Consider the following 896-nt stretch of genomic DNA (forward strand, 5'->3'; position numbering starts at 1 on the left):
CGTCGGCGGCTTCGTTCAGCGGGTGTCCTGCGTGGCCCTTGACCCAGGAGAACTCGACGTTCCGGCCACGGATGGCCTCGTCGATGCCCTCCAGCAGGTCGCGGTTGAGCACGGGCCCGCCGTCGGACTTGCGCCAGCCCTTGCGCTTCCACCCCGGCATCCACTTGGTCACGGAGTCGATCACGTAGCGGCTGTCGCATTCGATCAGCAGCTTCTCGTCGGTGCCCGCCGTCGCGAGCAGCAGCTCGAGCACGGCCCGCAGCTCGCCCTGGTTGTTGGTGCCGTGCGGGGATCCGCCGGCCGCCCAGTTCTCGTCGTCGATGTACCAGGCCCAGCCGTTGGGGCCGGGGTTGCCCAGGGCGGAGCCGTCTGCGGCGGCGGTGATCGTCATCCTTCAACCGTAGCCGTGGGCGCCGACGGCGAAGTCACCGACGAATCACCATGGGGGTCCTGGTCACGGGGTCCGGAGTCACGATCGCGTCGATGCCGAAGACCTCGCCGACCCGCTCCGCCGTGATCAGCTCGGAGGGGTTGCCGCTGGCGACAACGCGGCCCTCCTTCATGAGCACGAGGTTGTCGGCGTAGCGAGCGGCCTGGTTGAGGTCGTGCAGCACGGCGATCACCGTCTTGCCCTGCTGGTTGAGCGCTCGCAGCAGGTCGAGCAGTTCGTACTGGTGAGCGATGTCGAGGAAGGTCGTCGGTTCGTCGAGCAGCATCACCGGGGTCTGCTGGGCGAGCAGGAGCGCCACCCAGACCCGCTGCCGCTGACCACCGGAGAGCTGGTCGACGTAGCGCTCAGCGAGATCGGCGGTGTTCGTCGCCGCCAGGGCCTCGCGGGTGGCGGCGTCGTCGGCGGAGGTCCAGCGCTGCAGCGCCGAGTGATGCGGGTACCTGCC

At 69.2% G+C, this 896-nt stretch carries 2 protein-coding genes; both read right to left on the minus strand.

Features of this window, described 5'->3' with window-relative positions:
- The coding region (locus KZA10_RS16300) for a ribonuclease H (protein ID WP_218683411.1) at positions 1 to 391 on the minus strand (391 nt) is incomplete at its 3' end.
- Positions 392 to 425: 34 nt separating this feature from the next.
- Positions 426 to 896, minus strand: a 471-nt coding sequence (locus tag KZA10_RS16305) for an ABC transporter ATP-binding protein (RefSeq protein WP_218683412.1), incomplete at its 5' end; no start/stop codon positions are given.

Origin of the sequence: Microbacterium sp. BF1, assembly GCF_019279095.1 — a bacterium.
Taxonomy (GTDB): Bacteria; Actinomycetota; Actinomycetes; order Actinomycetales; family Microbacteriaceae; genus Microbacterium; species Microbacterium maritypicum.